The 17,856-nt window shown below is 39.6% G+C and carries 15 protein-coding genes; 12 read left to right on the forward strand and 3 right to left on the reverse strand.

What is annotated here, in order from left to right; all coding sequences use genetic code 11:
• The first annotated feature begins 9 nt into the window (after nt 1-9).
• Genes nuoI through nuoN form a run of 6 tightly spaced genes read left to right on the forward strand, consistent with a single transcriptional unit; the run spans nt 10 to nt 6,254 of the window.
• The gene (nuoI, locus tag GTK47_RS09875; protein ID WP_006533299.1) at nt 10-552 is read left to right on the forward strand and encodes an NADH-quinone oxidoreductase subunit NuoI; all 543 of its coding nucleotides are present in this window, start codon (nt 10-12) and stop codon (nt 550-552) included.
• A gap of 12 nt (nt 553-564) precedes the next feature.
• Entirely contained in the window at nt 565-1,098 is a 534-nt protein-coding gene (nuoJ, locus tag GTK47_RS09880; protein ID WP_099073809.1) for an NADH-quinone oxidoreductase subunit J, read from the forward strand.
• A complete protein-coding gene (nuoK, locus tag GTK47_RS09885) occupies nt 1,095-1,397 on the forward strand; it encodes an NADH-quinone oxidoreductase subunit NuoK (protein WP_023581731.1) in 303 nt (100 codons plus the stop codon). Before nuoJ ends, nuoK begins: the two co-directional genes overlap by 4 nt.
• Nucleotides 1,394-3,229, forward strand: a complete 1,836-nt coding sequence (nuoL, locus tag GTK47_RS09890) for an NADH-quinone oxidoreductase subunit L (protein WP_165122930.1) — start codon at nt 1,394-1,396, stop codon at nt 3,227-3,229. Before nuoK ends, nuoL begins: the two co-directional genes overlap by 4 nt.
• A 19-nt stretch (nt 3,230-3,248) precedes the next feature.
• Nucleotides 3,249-4,778 (forward strand): NADH-quinone oxidoreductase subunit M, encoded by a 1,530-nt coding sequence (gene nuoM / locus GTK47_RS09895; protein ID WP_165122931.1) that lies wholly within the window; start codon nt 3,249-3,251, stop codon nt 4,776-4,778.
• A gap of 6 nt (nt 4,779-4,784) precedes the next feature.
• Nucleotides 4,785-6,254, forward strand: coding sequence for an NADH-quinone oxidoreductase subunit NuoN (gene nuoN, locus GTK47_RS09900; RefSeq protein WP_165122932.1), 1,470 nt, complete (start codon nt 4,785-4,787; stop codon nt 6,252-6,254).
• A 61-nt stretch (nt 6,255-6,315) separates the two neighbouring features.
• On the opposite strand, the gene GTK47_RS09905 is transcribed toward nuoN, so the two are convergent.
• On the reverse strand, nt 6,316-7,362 hold the full coding sequence (locus GTK47_RS09905) for an alpha-xenorhabdolysin family binary toxin subunit B (RefSeq protein ID WP_165122933.1): 1,047 nt from the start codon (nt 7,360-7,362) through the stop codon (nt 6,316-6,318).
• A 15-nt stretch (nt 7,363-7,377) separates the two neighbouring features.
• A complete protein-coding gene (locus GTK47_RS09910; protein WP_165122934.1) occupies nt 7,378-8,589 on the reverse strand; it encodes an alpha-xenorhabdolysin family binary toxin subunit A in 1,212 nt (403 codons plus the stop codon).
• Between the two features lie 208 nt (nt 8,590-8,797).
• Here GTK47_RS09910 and GTK47_RS09915 point away from each other — a divergent pair, with 208 nt between their 5' ends.
• The 6 genes from GTK47_RS09915 to menE all read left to right on the forward strand — a co-directional run bounded on the left by GTK47_RS09915 (nt 8,798) and on the right by menE (nt 16,175).
• A complete protein-coding gene (locus GTK47_RS09915; RefSeq protein WP_165122935.1) occupies nt 8,798-10,129 on the forward strand; it encodes an isochorismate synthase in 1,332 nt (443 codons plus the stop codon).
• 350 nt (nt 10,130-10,479) lie between these two features.
• Entirely contained in the window at nt 10,480-12,174 is a 1,695-nt protein-coding gene (menD, locus tag GTK47_RS09920) for a 2-succinyl-5-enolpyruvyl-6-hydroxy-3-cyclohexene-1-carboxylic-acid synthase (protein ID WP_165122936.1), read from the forward strand.
• The gene (gene menH, locus GTK47_RS09925) at nt 12,149-12,916 is read left to right on the forward strand and encodes a 2-succinyl-6-hydroxy-2,4-cyclohexadiene-1-carboxylate synthase (protein ID WP_165122937.1); all 768 of its coding nucleotides are present in this window, start codon (nt 12,149-12,151) and stop codon (nt 12,914-12,916) included. The genes menD and menH overlap by 26 nt, the downstream gene beginning before the upstream one ends.
• A gap of 12 nt (nt 12,917-12,928) precedes the next feature.
• Nucleotides 12,929-13,786 carry a 1,4-dihydroxy-2-naphthoyl-CoA synthase gene (menB, locus tag GTK47_RS09930; protein WP_075670662.1) on the forward strand — a complete coding sequence of 286 codons (858 nt, stop codon included), beginning with the start codon at nt 12,929-12,931 and terminating at the stop codon, nt 13,784-13,786.
• Complete coding sequence (gene menC, locus GTK47_RS09935; protein WP_165122938.1) at nt 13,786-14,757, forward strand: o-succinylbenzoate synthase; 972 nt, start codon at nt 13,786-13,788, stop codon at nt 14,755-14,757. Before menB ends, menC begins: the two co-directional genes overlap by 1 nt.
• Nucleotides 14,745-16,175 carry an o-succinylbenzoate--CoA ligase gene (menE, locus tag GTK47_RS09940; RefSeq protein WP_165122939.1) on the forward strand — a complete coding sequence of 477 codons (1,431 nt, stop codon included), beginning with the start codon at nt 14,745-14,747 and terminating at the stop codon, nt 16,173-16,175. Before menC ends, menE begins: the two co-directional genes overlap by 13 nt.
• A gap of 199 nt (nt 16,176-16,374) precedes the next feature.
• Here the strand turns inward: menE and GTK47_RS09945 are convergent, their stop codons facing one another.
• Nucleotides 16,375-17,829, reverse strand: coding sequence for a catalase (locus GTK47_RS09945; RefSeq protein WP_098942372.1), 1,455 nt, complete (start codon nt 17,827-17,829; stop codon nt 16,375-16,377).
• Between the last annotated feature and the right edge of the window lie 27 nt (nt 17,830-17,856).

Consider the following 17,856-nt stretch of genomic DNA (forward strand, 5'->3'; position numbering starts at 1 on the left):
GATTGAACCATGACTTTAAAAGAGTTATTGACTGGTTTCGGCACCCAGGTACGAAGCATTTGGATGATTGGCTTACATGCCTTTGCCAAACGTGAAACACAGATGTACCCGGAAGAACCTGTCAATGTTGCACCACGTTATCGTGGACGTATTGTGTTGACGCGTGATCCTGATGGTGAAGAGCGCTGTGTTGCTTGTAACTTGTGTGCAGCAGTCTGTCCAGTTGGCTGTATTTCATTACAGAAAGCAGAACATGAAGATGGTCGTTGGTATCCGGAATTTTTCCGTATCAACTTTTCTCGTTGTATCTTCTGCGGTTTATGTGAAGAAGCTTGCCCAACAACGGCACTGCAATTAACGCCTGATTTCGAAATGGGTGAGTTTAAGCGTCAGGATCTGGTTTATGAAAAAGACGATCTGTTGATTTCTGGGCCCGGCAAATATCCTGAATATAACTTTTACCGTAAAACAGGTATGGCGATTAACGGCAAAGACAAAGGTGATGCGGATGATGAAGCTAAACCTATCGATGTCAAAAGCCTGTTACCGTAAGGAGCGATATTCATGGAATTTGCATTTTACATCGCGGGGCTGATTGCCATCCTTGCAACATTGAGAGTTATCACTCATACCAATCCAGTACATGCATTGCTGTACTTAGTGATTTCATTGATTGCGCTCTCTGTGGTTTTCTTCTCGTTAGGTGCCTATTTTGCTGGTGCATTAGAAATCATCGTTTACGCTGGCGCCATTATGGTGTTGTTCGTTTTCGTGGTGATGATGCTCAACTTAGGTAAATCCGTCGTTGATCAAGAGAAAAAATGGCTACAACCGAAGTTTTGGATTGGGCCTGCACTTTTATCTCTCACTTTACTTGTGGTGTTAGTGTACGCCATTAGCAGTGTGACTCATGGCGAAATTGCGGGAGAAGTGATTGGCGCGAAAGAGGTCGGTATTAGCTTATTTGGACCTTATATTCTGGCTGTTGAGTTAGCATCTGTTCTTCTATTGTCTGGACTAATAGTTGCTTATCACATTGGTCGTGATCAGAGCCATGACGATCTCGTCGAAAACGAAAACGCAGGGGAGCAAAAATGATACCTCTTCAACATGGTTTGATCTTGGCTGCGGTACTGTTTGTGTTAGGTTTTACCTGCTTAGTACTTCGCCGCAACCTGTTGTTTATGTTGATCGGACTAGAAATTATGATTAATGCGGCTGCACTGGCGTTTGTTGTCGGTGGTAGCTTTTGGGGTCAAACGGATGGTCAGATAATGTATATTCTGGCAATCAGCTTGGCAGCGGCAGAGGCAAGTATTGGTCTGGCATTGTTGTTACAGCTTCATAGACATCGCCAAAATATCAATATCGATACAGTCAGTGAGATGCGCGGATGAATATACTCTATTTAACCATTCTGCTACCACTGCTGGGATTCTTACTGCTCGCTTTCTCACGTGGTCGTTGGTCTGAAAACGTATCAGCATGGATTGGTACAGGTTCTGTTGGCTTATCTGCCCTTGTTGCATTTTGGGCTGGTATGGATTTCTTTGCTAACGGGCAAGAAACTTATGTTCTGACTTTATGGAACTGGATGTCAGCTGGGAATTTCAATATTCCGTTTACATTGGTTCTTGATGGCCTTTCATTAACAATGCTGGGTGTTATTACCGGTGTTGGCTTCCTTATTCATATGTATGCATCTTGGTATATGCGAGGCGAAGAAGGGTATTCTCGCTTCTTTGCTTATACCAACTTATTTATCGCAAGTATGGTCGTCTTAGTACTGGCTGATAATATGATGCTGATGTATATGGGTTGGGAAGGGGTTGGTTTGTGTAGTTACCTGTTAATTGGTTTCTATTATAGCAATCCTGCTAATGGCGCAGCGGCGATGAAAGCGTTTATCGTAACGCGTATCGGTGATGTGTTCTTAGCTATCGGTATGTTTATCCTGTTTGACCAATTAGGTACATTGAGCTTCCGTGAAATGGCAGTACTGGCTCCTGAGCAATTAGCTGTGGGTTCAAGCGTCATTAACTGGGCAATGTTGATGGTATTAGGCGGTGCAGTAGGTAAATCAGCACAGCTTCCATTACAAACTTGGTTAGCCGATGCAATGGCAGGTCCAACACCTGTATCTGCATTAATTCATGCCGCAACCATGGTCACGGCGGGTGTGTACTTAGTCGCACGTAGCAATGCGCTATTCTTAATGGCACCAGAGGTACTGGAGTTAGTCGGCATTATCGGTGCCGTCACATTAGTGTTAGCGGGCTTTGCAGCTTTAGTACAAACAGATATCAAACGTATTCTTGCTTATTCAACCATGAGCCAAATTGGTTATATGTTCTTGGCTTTAGGCGCTCAAGCATGGGATGCGGCAATTTTCCACTTAATGACTCACGCTTTCTTTAAAGCATTACTGTTCTTATCAGCAGGTTCGGTGATTGTTGCCTGCCACCATGAACAGAATATCTTTAAGATGGGCGGATTACGTAAGAAGATCCCATTTGTTTATGCTTGCTTCCTAATTGGTGGTGGCGCATTAGCGGCATTACCACTGTTAACAGCAGGGTTCTTCAGTAAAGATGAAATCTTATGGGGTGCGTATTCAAACGGGCATTTTAACTTAATGCTTGCAGGTTTAGTTGGCGCGTTATTTACGTCACTTTATACCTTCCGTTTGATTTTCATCGTATTCCATGGTGAAACCAAAACCGAAGCACACCAAGTTAAAGGGTTTACTCATACTTTCCCATTAGCAGTATTAGCACTGTTATCAACATTTATCGGTGCGTTAATTACTCAACCGTTAGGTGCTGTTTTCCCTGAAGGAAACGCATCGCACGATGGTAAATATGTGTTAGAAATTCTTTCTGGTGTGGTAGCGATAGTAGGCGTTGCCATTGCAGCGTGGTTATACCTGAAACAGCGTCAATGTGTTTCTAAGGTTGCCAATACTCGTACAGGTCGTTTCTTCTCAACATGGTGGTTCCATGCTTGGGGATTCGATGCACTGTATGAAGTGCTGTTTGTCAAACCTTATAAAGGGGCGGCGTGGCTTATCCAAAATGATCCTGTTAACCAATTCTTTAATTTATTCGGTTGCCTGCTTAAAGGTACCAATAAAGGATTAAGTTTCAGTGAGAATGGATTAGCACGTTGGTATGCGGCTTCTCTCGGTTTAGGTGCAGTGCTGGTCATCGCTCTGCTGCTTCTGGTTTAATTAAGGGACACATTGCGCCATGTTATTACCCTGGCTAATACTTATTCCCTTCATCGGTGGCCTGCTAAGTTGGCAGGCTGAACGAATCGGCTCGCAAGTCCCTCGCTGGGTTGCGTTGCTGACGATGGGATTAACACTCGTTATTTCTGTGCAACTTTGGTTGCAGGGCGATTATCAACTACTTAGTGCTGATGGATCGCCACGCTGGACAGAGTATTACTTTGTGCCGTGGATCCCTGCTTTAGGGATTAATATCCAATTTGCACTTGATGGTATGTCATTGCTGATGACTGTATTAACTGCGATTTTAGGTATCTTAGCGGTACTTTCATCGTGGAGTGAAAATCAGCCATCACAAGGTGCTTTCCATTTTAACTTGCTGTGGATCTTGGCAGGTGTAATGGGCGTATTTTTAGCGACTGACTTGTTCTTATTCTTCTTCTTCTGGGAAATGATGTTGATCCCAATGTACTTCCTGATTTCTTTATGGGGACACAAAGGAAGTAGCGATAAAAAACATGTTAGTGCAGCAACGAAATTCTTTATCTATACACAGGCAAGTGGTCTGTTAATGTTGCTGGCCATTATCGGTCTTGCGGTGGCCTTCTACCGTGAAACAGGTATTTGGACGTTTAATTATGACACCTTATTACAAGCACATACTGTTTTAAGCTCTGAACTACAATTTATCCTGATGTTAGGTTTCTTCGCTGCATTTGCAGTGAAAATGCCAATTGTTCCTGTACATGGTTGGTTAGCGGATGCTCACGCAGAAGCACCAACAGCAGGCTCTGTTGACTTATCAGGTATTTTGTTAAAAACAGCGGCTTACGGTCTATTACGTTTTAACTTACCGCTCTTCCCAGAAGCGTCAGCGTTACTGGCACCTGTGGCGATGTGGCTAGGTTTAATTACCGTATTTTATGCAGCATTACTGGCATTTCGTCAGACAGATATCAAACGTCTTGCGGCTTACAGTAGTATTTCTCACATGGGCTTTATCGTGATTGCGATTTATGCCGGCTCTGTATTGGCTTACCAAGGTGCGATTATTCAAATGATCACCAATGGTTTGTCAGCTGCAGGTCTGTTTATCATGTGTGGCATGCTGTATGAGCGCTTAGGTACGCGTGATATGAATCAAATGGGTGGATTGTGGAAAAGCATCCGTTTCTTACCTGCGTTTTCACTGTTCTTTGCGGTTGCCTCTTTAGGTATGCCAGGAACAGGTAACTTCGTTGGTGAGTTTATGATCCTGTTTGGTACTTATGGCAACTTTAAGCTGATCACGATTATTTCGGTCTTTGGTTTAGTCTTTGCTTCTGTCTACGCATTGTGGATGATGCAACAGGCTTACTATGGTTCACCGAAAACAGCTGAAAGAACCTATAAAGGGTTAGATCTGAGAGAGTTCTTTATCCTGATCATATTGGTTGTTTTACTGGTTATCTTGGGCTTCTTCCCACAACCAGTGTTAGACACATCAATATCAGCGATGGAAAATCTCCAGACTTGGTATTCCGCTTCTATTTCAACAGTAAGGCCGTAATTCGCCATGACAATAACTCCTGAACAATTGATCGCAATGCTACCGCTATTGATCGTCGGATTGACGGTGGTGGTTGTGATGCTGTCCATTGCGTGGCGACGCGATCATTTTACTATTGCCACTTTGACAGCAACAGGTTTCATCATTGCGCTGGGATCACTCTATTACGTTAATGCATTAGGCGTAGTGGACGTTACCACGCTTTACCATGTTGATGGATACTCTAGCTTCTTTACCGCGCTAGTGATCCTTTCTGGTATTGGAACTATTGCTTTTGCTTATCCTTGGTTAGAAGGCTATCAAGATAACAAAGAAGAGTTTTACTTGCTGATTGCGATTGCGGTAATTGGGGGGATCTTACTCTCTTCCGCTCACCACTTCGCATCGATGTTTATTGGTATTGAATTACTGACATTACCACTATTTGGTCTTATCGGTTATGCATTCCAACAACGTCCTTCTTTGGAAGCAGGTATTAAATATATGCTGCTTTCAGCAGCTGCTTCTTCTTTCTTACTGTTTGGTATGGCACTTCTCTATGCCGAAGCAGGAAACCTCTCCTTTACCGCGATGGGACAAAGTTTAAGTGATAGCAATATCCATAAACCATTAGTACTCGCAGGTTTAGGTATGATGTTAGTGGGAATTGGATTTAAATTATCTTTATTCCCATTCCAACTGTGGACACCCGATGTTTACCAAGGTGCACCAGCACCAACGGGCGCATTCTTAGCGACAGCAAGTAAGATTGGTATTTTTGCGGTTGTTATGCGTTTATTCCTTGAAGCGCCCGCTGCGGATAGTGAAACTTTACGAATGATCTTAAGTTTCATGGCAATTGCCTCTATCTTGTTTGGTAACATCATGGCGTTAACGCAAAAGAGCGTGAAGCGCTTACTGGGTTACTCTTCAGTATCGCATCTTGGTTATCTGCTAGTGGCATTAATTGTATTGCAATACAGCCCTGTATTAGCGCAAGAAACCGCTGAAATTTATTTAGCTGGTTACTTGTTTGCAAGCTTAGGGGCGTTTGGTGCTATTGCAGTAGCTTCTAGTCCTTATCGTGAAAGCGAAATGGATTCACTGGAAGATTACCGCGGATTATTCTGGCGTCGTCCTGTGGTTGCTGTGGTGATGTCGCTGATGATGTTATCATTGGCAGGTGTACCAATTACATTAGGCTTTATTGGTAAACTGTATGTCATCATTGCAGGCATCAGCTCAAGTTTATGGTGGCTAACAGGTATGGTTGTGTTAGGTAGTGCGATTGGCTTATTCTACTACCTACGTGCTGCGGCTATCGTTTTCTTACGTAAACCAGACAATGACAACACTCCAGCGATTGCAACAACATCACAAAATATGGCAACATTTGTTGCATTAATCTGTGCAATTGTTGTTATTGCATTAGGTGTATGGCCACAACCACTTATTGAGTTAACTAATTTTGCGATTATTGCTCCAGCAGTAAATTAATCGATATTGTTAGATAATAAGACAGTAAAACGGCTCTTTATTATAGAGCCGTTTTTTTTAGCTAAGGTGTATTACTGTTTATCTTTTCTGGAATGTCGTAATATAGAGAGAAATTATCTAAGAATGAAAATAGAGGAATAATAATATCTTCTGTTAACAAAATGTTATTTTTTAACTCGTAAAATTGTAAATTAATATTATTCCAATATTTATTTAATTGTTCTAATTGTTCAATAAACACTCTTAGGTAATAGTCGATATCAATTAGTTTATAGTAGTGTTTTAGAACAAATAGGGCATTTTGCTTTTTGTTTTTTAATTGGTTGAGTTGTTTAATTTGTTCTAGATAATTTGTCGTTAATTGGTGGCGAGTTTCAACGATTTTAGTATAAGAAAAACCATGACTTAAAGTTGAAAATAAATTATTAAGTATTTCTATCAATGAAGATAGCAGATTTTTCTCTTTAGACTCAATATTAAGCCCTTCAATTTCTGATTTTAATGGAATCGAATTTTTGAAAAGATTGAGAAAAGATCTTTTATTTAGGATTTCTTCACTTTCTCGAATGATATTCAGTTCTTGCTTCGTTTTTTCTGAATCTATCTCTAAAGTTGAAATGTTTTTCGTTAGTTGATTAATTAAATCCTTTTTATCTATGATAAAGGGTGTGATCTTATGAGTAATAAACTGTTTTTTAAGTTGCTTTATTTCTGTTGATAAAAATAAATTATGCTCACTAATTATAGTGCTTGTTTCGTCTATCTCGTTTAGATATATATCTATGATCTCTTTTTTTTCTACTTCCAGTTTGAATTTCAGCTCTGCATTAAGAGTTTCCTTTTTTATCTCTTCATCAATTTCATTAATGGTTTTAAATATATCATTGAGTAATTTTTGTCTTAATCGGCTTTTTAAAACGAGAGAAAAATAAATGATTCTCTCAATGTTTTTATTATTTTTTTCTAAGAATAAGGTTAGTTCATTGTCAAAATCATTATTCATATAACATTTATTATTACTTAAGTGAAGAATGTTTCTATATGCATGAAAGAGTTTATTATGCTCAAAAAGTATTTCTGAAATGATGAGAGTTTCATTATTATTCATAACAATTTCCTTTTGTTAATTTGAGGAGTAAAAAGAAGAAAGAGCATTATCGAAAGAGATTAAGATCTCTTTTGAATAACCAATTACCATATACCAAGGTGAAATGATTTTTTCTAGATAAATACTAAACTTAATAAGCTCTAATGCATTGTTTATTTTGTTGAAATTATTAATTGATGCTTCTATCTCTGTTAATATAGCTTGCCAAACATATTCAATATGCTCTAGTGCCATATTTGTATCTTCGATAAGCTGTTCTATTTCTTCTAACTCAATATAAAGCGAATTCAAATATAGCGATAGATTGGCGTAAAGATCTATCTCTTTATTGAGGTTTTTTACTTTATCGATTAATTGATTTTTTCTCTTACGTATCTTTTCTGCTTTTGCACCAAAAATTCCGCCTGTAATAATAACACCAATAATACCCGCAGCAAGCCCAGTAAAAGCAAGCGCAACATAGTTTTTATATTCCTCTTTGAGCATTGATATATCTTCAATCAGTAAATCACGTTCATCACTTAATAACACATTATTTTTATTATAAAATTCATTAATGAGTCTTTTTTTATTAATAATCTCGTGATAAATAGAATGATGAGCAATATTTTGTCTATCTTTTCCGCCCATGATTTTACTTCTGAATGTAGATAAACTCTCTTTTAATTTAAGTGTTTTATCTCGTTCAATTTCAATATCTTCTTTCATGCTTTCTAATATATGAATAAGTTGAGTAGAAACTTGTTTATCTTGAGAGGTATATTTTATGTTGATTAACTCTTGCTCAGAAAGATCATGCATAGTTGTTGATATTTTAGTAAGTAACGGCATTTGATTAATAAAGGTAATAATATTTTCACCTATAGAAGTAATTTCTCTACCAATAATTTCTAAATCAATCGCTTGCTGTTTTATTGCATATTCTATCTGATTCCATTCTAGGGCATGCTCTCGCATTTTGATAAAAAGAGATAAAATATTTTCTGGTAAAAGTTGTTTTATGCTTATTTGCTTGTAACCAATAAAATCTATTACATCATCTAATTTATAAGGAAGTGAAAGTGCTTTATTAATATAAGATTTTATCTTAATTAAATCAGGAGAAGTCACAATTCCCGGTAATCGACCATTTTCGATATCTATTCCTAATATTAAACCGAGTGCAACTTTAGGAATATCGGGCGCTTCGATAAATTTATCTACTTGTTCAAAGATGGTTGTATCCATATAACCCCTCTTATGTATAATGTTTTTCGTCTATACAGTTCAGCCTTAAATGATTTGTTCACGATTTAAGTTTTTAGATTAATGCATCTACTTTGTAACATGAAAAATACAAAACTTTGATAAATGACAAAGGTTATAATTAATCAACCCTTTGATAATTTGTATAGAGACGTATAATCTCCCTTTTAATTAGTTGTGGGTATTTGGAGTGGAAAAGGTTAATCCTGTGTTTTCGACACTGTACGAAAAAGTTAAAAATATAAATCTGACAGCACAAGGTAATCTTTTACATTTGAAAGTCACCTTGCCATCAGAGGTTTCATTTTCATTGCTCTCATGGCTTGCTGCACAGTCGTATTATCCCCAATTTTATTGGCAACATCGCGATGAGCATGAAGAAGTCGCCGCTTGTGGGCAATTATGCTGTTTCAATCATATTCAAGATGCTTGCCAATTCTTAGGTTTACATCATTGTGATGCAAACAGTGATGATGTGCGTATTTGGGGCTTAAATGCGTGGGATACCATTATTCCAGGCCGCATTGATAAAATAAAAGGTGATGATGCCTACCTTTTTTTGCCTCGCATTGAGATTAGACGCTACCAGCAACAGCTTTCTGTTCATCTAAATATGTTGGATGAAGGTGATAAGCAAGATACATTAGATTTCCTGCAAACATTAAATCAAGCCGTAGAAATTGAACCACTTTCTGTTTCTGTTACTCATGTTAATCACTCTTTAACACAAGAGCAGTGGACTCACTATCTCAATATTGCCTTAGATGAAATTAGCCAAGGTTTATTTGAAAAAGTTGTCCCTGCAAGAGCGACATGCTTAACTCTGGATAATCCGCTGAAAGCGATCCAATTTATGAAAGCAAGCCGTGATGTTAATCATCATTGCTATCACTATATGTTGGCGTTTTCACCTTCAGATGCATTTATGGGATCAACACCAGAAAGATTATATAAGCGTGATGAGTTGATGCTTTATACCGAAGCGTTAGCCGGTACAGTCGCAAGTTCTGATAACGAACAACAAGCCACTGAATTTGCAGATTGGTTGATGAATGATAAGAAAAATCAACATGAAAATCTGGTTGTCGTTGATGATATTTGTCAACGATTACAAGGTGGTGTCGATGGTATCGATGTTTCACCGGCAGATGTTATCCGGTTGCGTAAAGTGCAGCATCTTCGTCGTTATATACATGGTAAATTAATTGACTCTGATGACATCGATTGCTTAAAACGATTACAGCCAACCGCGGCCGTATGCGGTTTACCAAGAAGTGTCGCGCGTGCATTTATTCGTGAGCATGAACCTTTCGAGCGTCGTTGGTATGCAGGCTCTGCGGGATATTTATCTCTCCCCCATGCAGAATTTGCGGTCAGTTTACGTTGTGGTGAGTTGCACGATGATGCATTGACTTTATACGCTGGTGCAGGAGTCGTTGCAGGATCTGATCCTCAGCAAGAGTGGACTGAAATCGAAAATAAAGCGGCAGGTTTACGCACATTGCTGGAAAAAGAGAGTTAATTTCTTACAGATAATCTCAGTTTGAGTAAATAATATCAGCATAATAATCAAAATTTGATGAGTAGTTTTTAAAGTCAGTTATTTAGTGCTACTCTTCAAATAACCACTGCTAATTGTTAACTAATTGATGCTATCCTTTAGAGCGATAGCGCTACTTATTCCTATTCTTAACGATAAAAAAGAACTCATTGAAAATAGAGTGGATGATTAGCCTAAATAATGCACTCTTTGAGTGTTTTCTTTAACGATTTATTTAACGAAAACTTCTGTTCATTGAACTAGGCTAAGGAAAAGTATTTAGGAACAGATATTATAATAGCAATTGCAGGTTTTCGTTGTTGGGATGATCAATGTCTAATAGTTCGTTTAATCGCCAATGGGCTAAAGTTATACTCGAAACTTTGACTCGTCATGGCTTACGCCATATCTGTATTGCCCCCGGATCTCGTTCGACCCCTTTAACACTTGCGGCGGCTGCCAATCAAAAGTTAGTTTGCCATACACATTTTGATGAGCGTGGTCTTGGTCATTTAGCTTTGGGCCTCGCAAAAGCAACTAAAGAGCCTGTCGCTGTGATCGTGACATCGGGAACCGCCGTTGCCAATTTATATCCGGCTTTGATTGAAGCAGGATTAACGGGTGAGCGAGTTGTCTTTTTAACCGCAGATAGACCACCTGAATTAATTGATTGTGGTGCAAACCAAGCTATTCGCCAGCAAGGTATTTTTGCAACGCATCCTTCACAAACACTCTCTTTACCAAGACCAACAGCAGACATTTCTGCAAGCTGGTTAGTCTCTACCCTTGATAACGCAATGAATACATTGGTTCATGGTGCATTGCACGTCAATTGTCCTTTTGCAGAACCTTTATATGGTGATGATGTTGAAACATCGACTCCATGGACTGAAGTTTTAGGGGATTGGTGGCAAAGTGATAAACCGTGGCTACAAGAAACACTTTTTACCTCTGTCACTATGCATCCTCAATGGAATGCATTGCGTGAGAAAAAAGGTGTGGTTATTGCCGGGCGTATTAGTCCAGAAGAGGGTGTTGAAGTCGCAAAATGGGCTTCACAATTAGGTTGGCCTTTATTGGGTGATGTATTATCACAAACTGGGCAACCGTTACCTTGTGCCGATTTATGGTTGAATAATCCACATATAAAATCAGAATTAAATAAAGCTGAAATCGTTATTCAATTTGGTTCAAGTTTAACAGGCAAACGCTTATTGCAATGGCAAGTAGGATGTTCACCAAAAACGTATTGGGTTATTGATCCTATTCCGGGACGCTTAGATCCTGGTCATCACCAAGGTGAGAAATTTACATTACCACCAATGCAATGGTTAACGGCACATCCTGCGGTTGATAATTCACCGTGGACAAATGCATTAACTAATATAGCCAAACAAACGTATCAAAAGGTCAGTGAAATAACGGATTATTTTGGTGAGGCACAGGTTGCGCACCAATTAGATAAATTACTTCCTAATGATGGACAGTTATTTGTTGGCAATAGTCTGATAGTACGATTAATTGATGCATTTGCTCAGCTTCCTCAAGGTTATCCTGTGATGAGCAATCGAGGTGCGAGTGGTATTGATGGTTTGATTTCAACATCTGCGGGTGTTCATCGTGCAACAGAAAAGCCAACATTAACAATATTAGGTGATTTATCTGCACTGTATGATTTAAATAGTTTAGCGTTGCATCAACAAGTTTATGCACCTAATGTTATTATCGTAGTGAATAATAACGGTGGGCAAATATTTTCAATGCTACCAACACCAGAGGCAGAGCGAGAACGCTTTTACTGTATGCCTCACTCATTAAATTTCAAACATGCAGCCGCAATGTTTGGCTTGCATTATGTATCACCAACAAATTGGGATGCACTGTTAACGACTGTTCAGGCGTGCTGGACAGGGGCGCCAACAACGACATTAATTGAATTAATTGTTGATGATACTGATGGTGCAAAAACATTAAATCAGCTGGTAAAACAGGTAACATCTCATGACTTTAGCATGTCAGCGATATAATACCCATAATGAAGGGCCTTGGTTAGTCTGGTTACATGGGCTATTAGGTGAAGGTTGTGAATGGGAGCCTGTGATCCAGGCTTGCCATGAATATCCATCACTTGTGATTGATTTGCCTCGTCATGGTAGTTCTGCATCTATCAGCGCGAAAGATTTTGTTGAAGTTAGTGCATTACTAACAGACACACTTAAAGAGCAAGGTATTGACCACTATTGGTTAATTGGCTACTCGTTAGGTGGCAGAATTTCTATGTATCACGCATGTTTTGGTGATATTACGGGATTAATGGGATTAATTGTAGAAGGCGGAAATCCGGGTTTATATGATGCAACGGAAAGACAAAATCGCCTTGCACATGATAAGCGCTGGGCCGAACGTTTTCGTAATGAGCCTATCAGCGATGTATTGACCCAGTGGTATCAGCAACCAGTATTTGCCGATTTAAGCGATGATAAACGCCAGTTACTCGTTGAAAAACGTTGCCGTAATGCGGGTTTTTGTATTGCAGAAAGTTTAGAAACACTTTCTTTAGGACATCAGCCTTGGCTTGTCACAGAATTACAGCAACTCACTTTGCCATTTATTTGGCTTTGTGGTGAAAAAGATAATAAATTTCAATCTATTGCGCAGCAATATTCGCTGCCATTAACGACTATCCCGCATGCTGGTCATAATGCCCATCAGGCACAGCCTGTTGCTTATGCTGCGGTGATAAATCATGTTTTATCCCTCTTTGGTTAAAGGAACCTAATTATGCTTTACCCGAGCGAAGAAAAATTATATGCACCGATTGAATGGCAGGATTGTTCTGAAGGTTTTGAAGATATCCTCTATCATAAATCAGTCGATGGCATTGCAAAAATTACGATTAACCGCCCGCAAGTGCGTAATGCTTTCCGTCCTTTGACAGTGAAAGAGATGATCCAAGCATTAGCTGATGCACGTTATGATGACACAATTGGTACTATCATTTTAACGGGTGCGGGTGAAAAAGCATTCTGTGCAGGTGGCGATCAAAAAATTCGTGGCGACTACGGCGGATATCGCGATGATAGCGGTACTCATCACCTGAACGTGTTGGATTTCCAACGCCAAATCCGTACTTGTCCAAAACCTGTTGTAGCAATGGTTGCAGGTTACTCTATCGGTGGTGGTCATGTACTTCATATGATGTGTGACTTAACTATCGCTGCTGAAAACGCTATTTTTGGTCAAACTGGCCCTAAAGTGGGTTCTTTTGATGGGGGCTGGGGCGCTTCTTATATGGCTCGTATTGTTGGTCAAAAGAAAGCACGCGAAATCTGGTTCTTATGCCGTCAATATGATGCAAAAGAAGCTTTAGAAATGGGCTTGGTTAACACCGTTGTTCCTTACGCAGATCTTGAAAAAGAAACTGTACGCTGGTGTCGTGAAATGCTGGAAAACAGCCCAATGGCATTACGTTGCCTGAAAGCCGCATTAAATGCAGACTGTGATGGTCAAGCTGGCCTTCAAGAATTAGCAGGCAATGCAACTATGCTGTTCTATATGACAGATGAAGGTCAAGAAGGTCGCAACGCCTTTAACGAAAAACGTCAACCTGATTTCACTCGATTTAAGCGTAACCCATAATGCGAAACGCCAAACTCTATTCATTCAGCCTACCTGTAGATGCAGGCGTTGTTCTGCGCTATCAAAGGCTAAAAACGCGTGATGGTTTTCTTGTCTGTTTAGAGCAAAATGGCAAACAAGGATGGGGTGAAATTTCACCTCTTCCTGAGTTTAGCCGTGAAACTTTAGAACAAGCACAAGAGGCTACACAATCTTGGCTAACAGCTTGGTGTGCGGGTGAAAACCCTGTTCATAGTGAACTACCAAGTGTAGCTTTTGGTATTAGCTGTGCATTAGCAGAGCTTGAAGATACATTGCCACAAGACGCGAATTATCGTGCTGCACCCTTATGTAATGGCGATCCTGATGATTTGATTTTAAGCCTTAATGATATGAAAGGTGAAAAGGTCGCTAAAATCAAGGTTGGCTTATATGAAGCTGTGCGTGATGGAATAGTCGTTAACCTGTTATTAGAAGCTATCCCTGACTTAAAACTTAGACTTGATGCCAATCGAAGCTGGACACCAGCAAAAGCAGAAGGCTTTGCGAAGTATGTTAATCCGCAATGGCGTGACCGTATTGCGTTTTTAGAAGAGCCTTGTAAAACACCTGAAGAGTCACTGGCTTTTTCTCAAGCAACCGGCATTAATATCGCTTGGGATGAAACGGTGCGTGATGATGGTTTTGAAGTAAAACCACAACCTGGTGTGACAACGATTGTTATTAAACCTACGTTAGTGGGAAGTCTTGAACGTTGTCAAATGCTTGTTAAACAAGCACATACGTTAGGGTTAGATGCCATTATCAGTTCAAGCATTGAAAGTAGTTTCGGGCTTACTCAATTAGCCAGAATTGCACAATGGTTAACGCCTAATAGCATTCCGGGGCTGGATACGGTTGATTTGATTAAACAACAACTTATTCGATCTTGGCCAAATGTGGATATTCCGCTTATCTCTCTTGAACAGCTAGAGACAGTATGGCAACAGTAGTTCCATTTAAGCAATGGCCGTGGCATCACTGGGCACAATTAACCCCAAATGAAACGGCCATCATTTCAGGCAATTCACCTATTACATGGCAGCAACTAAGTTGTCATATTAATCAGTTAGCTAATAATTTTGCTAAACAAGGTGTTGATACACAAAACACTGTGTTGTTACGTGGAAAAAATCACATTAATCTTGTTTTCGCATTGCTCGCTGTTTTTCAATGTGGTGCAAAGGTATTACCTTTAAATCCACAGCTTCCAAAATCTTTACTTGATGAATTATTACCTCACTTAGGCATTGATTTTTATGCTGATTTGAGTGAAACACCGCTAGATTTAAATGCAACATTGCTTGATCTTAGTGGTGTGGAGTTAGATAACACGTCACGTCAATATAAAACTCAAACAGTAAATGATGTCCTATGGACGCCATCTCGTATGGCAACACTTATTTTGACATCAGGCTCATCAGGTTTGCCTAAAGCCGCGGTACACACCTTTGACGCACATCTTTGCAGTGCAATGGGTGTTTTATCATTAATGCCTTTGGAAAAAGGGGATAGTTGGTTACTCTCTTTGCCTCTATTTCACGTTTCAGGACAAGGTATACTTTGGCGCTGGTTATTACGCGGAGCAACGCTGGTGGTGCGCGAAATGCATCCTTTTGTAGATGCTTTGCAAGGTTGTACTCATGCCTCTTTAGTTCCCACACAATTATGGCGCTTCTTACAAAATAGAGCGCAACAAGATAATCAACAACCTATTACCCTAAAATCTGTTTTATTAGGCGGAGCAATGATCCCTATTGAGCTAACGCAAGAAGCAGAACATTGGGGAATTCAATGCTGGTGTGGCTACGGTATGACGGAAATGGCATCAACCGTTTGTGCCAAGCGTGCAGATGGTAAAGCGGGAGTAGGACTTCCACTAAAAGGCAAAGAAGTTAGGTTAGTGGATGATGAACTCCAGATAATGTCTGACAGTGTTGCACTAGGGTATTGGTTTGATAGTAAATTAAAACCGCTATCGCTTACGGCTGATGGTTGGTATTCAACACGAGATAAAGGTTGTTTTAGTGCCGAAGAATGGTGTGTTTTAGGCCGTTTGGACAATCTTTTTTTCAGTGCTGGTGAAGGGATCCAACCGGAAGATATTGAAAAAATTCTTAATACACATCCAAGTGTTAGCCAATCTTTTGTTGTTCCTATCGATGATGCCGAATTTGGACAACGTCCAGTTGCAGTTGTTGATGCTGATATTGAAATCATCAATCAATTACCACAGTGGTATCACTCCCGATTAGCCGGATTTCAAAGACCTGTTGCTTGCTTACAACTTCCTGAAAGTCTTAAAAATGGTGGAATTAAAATCTCTCGTAAACAAGTGCAGCAATGGGTGAAAGGGCAACTGTTGAAGTAATATCGATGTATTTTTCGAGCCTCCTCTCAAAATTCTATTTCTAATATAAAAGGTAGATAAAAGTAATTTAAATCTATGTTCGTCATGGTTAAAATGATGAGCATAAAATAGACAATAAGTCCTAAAGATTATTAGAGAAAGACACCCGAAGGTGCCTTATTATTTTTGCCGAGTTGCTCACAAGGCTTCTTATTATAAGTTACTTAGCGTCTTTTTTTGCTAGCGCTTTCATTGCTTTTTCAACGCCTGCGCCATATTCAGGATGGACTTTCTTAAATAAGGCAATTTGGCGTTTTTGTGTATCTTTACTTGCTTGAATTAACTCACCTGCGATGCGAGAAAACATACGTTGATGCTCTTCATCACTCAGTAATTCATACAGTGCGCGAGGTTGGCTGAAATAATCTTCGTCTTCACGATGATTCCAGTGATCTGCCGCACCTTCGATGGACAATGGTGGCTCTTTAAAATTAGGCTGTTCTTGGAACATACCGCCATTATTTGGCTCATAAGTAATACCGCTACCACTATTACCATCAACACGCATTGCACCATCACGATGATAATTATGGAATGGGCATTGTGGTGCATTCACAGGGATTTGATGATGATTAACACCTAAACGATAACGGTGAGCATCACCATAAGAGAATAGACGGCCTTGTAGCATCTTATCTGGAGAGAAACCAATACCCGGAACAATATTAGCAGGGCTAAATGCCGCTTGCTCTACATCAGAAAAGTAGTTTTCAGGGTTACGGTTTAACTCGAAATAGCCCACATCAATTAATGGATAATCAGCATGAGGCCAAACTTTAGTTAAATCAAAAGGATTATAAGGAACTTTTGACGCTTCTTTTTCTGGCATTACTTGAATTTGTAAATTCCAGCGAGGGAAATCACCACGCTCAATAGCATCAAATAAATCACGCTGCGAGCTTTCTCTATCTTTACCGACTAAAGTCTCAGCCTCATCATCCATCAGGTTTTTAATGCCTTGTTGGCAACGGAAATGAAATTTAACCCAGAAACGCTCATTGTCTTTATTAATAAAGCTATAAGTATGGCTACCAAAACCGTGAATAAAACGATAACTTTGTGGTAAACCACGATCGCTCATATCAATGGTTAATTGGTGTAAAGCTTCTGGTAAATGAGAGAAAAAATCCCATTTATATGCCATATTGCGTAGGTTAGTTTTAGGATCACGTTTTACAACGTGGTTTAAGTCTGGGAATTTTAAGGCATCACGAAGATAGAAAACAGGGGTGTTGTTACCCACCATATCCCAGTTACCCTCTTCGGTATAAAATTTTAACGCAAAGCCACGAATATCACGCTCGGCATCTGCGGCACCTCTTTCACCAGCAACAGTTGAAAAACGGGCAAACATTTCTGTTTTTTTACCCACTTTAGAGAAAATTTTAGCGCGAGTATATTTCGTAATATCGTGAGTGACTTTAAATGTACCAAAAGCACCAGAGCCTTTTGCGTGCATACGTCTTTCTGGGATAACTTCACGATCAAAGTGAGCTAGTTTTTCTAGAAACCAGACATCTTGAAGTAACATCGGACCACGAGGGCCTGCTGTCATTGAGTTATTATTGTCTACAACAGGTGCGCCTGACGCCGTTGTTAGCTTTTTCTTTTCCATCACATATCTCCAGTTTATGAAATAGTA

It is taken from the genome of Proteus sp. ZN5, assembly GCF_011046025.1.
Taxonomy (GTDB): domain Bacteria; phylum Pseudomonadota; class Gammaproteobacteria; order Enterobacterales; family Enterobacteriaceae; genus Proteus.